The sequence below is a fragment of the Streptomyces sp. SID1328 genome (assembly GCF_009865595.1).
Lineage (GTDB): Bacteria > Actinomycetota > Actinomycetes > Streptomycetales > Streptomycetaceae > Streptomyces > Streptomyces griseoluteus.
In genome coordinates, this window is the sequence record NZ_WWKH01000767.1 from 1 (window position 1) to 1,134 (window position 1,134).

The 1,134-nt window shown below is 75.9% G+C and carries 2 protein-coding genes; both read left to right on the forward strand.

The genetic code is table 11. From position 1 onward, the window contains the following. Nucleotides 1-607 (forward strand): family 20 glycosylhydrolase (locus GT030_RS24620; RefSeq protein ID WP_161202973.1); only part of this gene is annotated, 607 nt, incomplete at its 5' end. Between the two features lie 225 nt (nt 608-832). Continuing rightward, the coding region (locus GT030_RS24625) for an FAD binding domain-containing protein (protein WP_202460518.1) at nt 833-1,134 on the forward strand (302 nt) is incomplete at its 3' end.

Consider the following 1,134-nt stretch of genomic DNA (forward strand, 5'->3'; position numbering starts at 1 on the left):
GGCCGCGCGCGGGCGCCGGATGATCGGCTGGGACGAGATCCTCGACGGCCCGCTCCCGCCCGGCGCCGCCGTCTCCTCCTGGCGCGGGCACCGGGGTGGCCGGATCGCCGCGCGGGCCGGGCACGACGTGGTCATGTGCCCCGAGCAGCACGTGTACCTCGACCACCGGCAGGCGCCCGGCGAGGACGAACCGGTGCCCATCGGCTACGTCCGGACCCTGGCCGACGTCTACCGGTTCGAGCCCGTACCGGACGGCCTCACCGCCGAGGAGGCCCGCCATGTGCTGGGCGCCCAGGCCAATGTGTGGACCGAGGTGACCGAGGACGCCGGACGCGTGGACTACCAGGTCTTCCCCCGGCTCGCCGCGTTCGCCGAGGTCGCCTGGAGTCCGCTGCCCGCGCCCGCGGAGCGGGACCTCGCGGACTTCGAGCGCCGGATGGGCGCCCACTACCGGCGACTTGACGCCCTCGGCGTCGCCTACCGCCCGCCCGGCGGCCCCCGCCCCTGGCAGCGGCGCCCCGGAGTGCCCGGCAGGCCCTTCGCCGGACCGCCCGTCGAGCCGGAGCCCCCGGCCCCCGTGCGCGCGGACGCCCGCCCCGGCGCGTAACGGGAGAACCACCCGTGACATCGCCGAAGAGGGTCAATCGGACCCATCCCGAGATGCCGGTGTAAACCGGACCATCCCCCCGATGGAGTGGGTCAACACCCCTTGGCCGACCCGCGCGTCCGAGCCTTGCGAAGATGTGCCAGAGTTGCCACGTCCGCCCTGTCAGCACGTACCGTACGGCAGCACAGGCGCGACCAGGTGGGGCAGCGGGAAGGGGCAGCCGGTTTGACCACGCACGCACCGCAGGCGGCACAGGCCGTCACGCTGCCCACGACGCTGGACGAGGCGGTGGCGGCCCTGACCGCCATGCCCGCCGCGGTCCCCGTCGCCGGCGGCACCGACCTCATGGCGGCCGTCAACTCCGGGCAGCTCAGGCCCGCCGCGCTGGTCGGCCTCGGCCGGATCAGCGAGATCCGCGGCTGGCAGTACCAGGACGGCCACGCGCTGCTCGGCGCCGGCCTCACCCACGCCCGCATGGGCCGGCCCGACTTCGCCGCGCTGATCCCGGCGCTCGCCGCCGCGGCGCG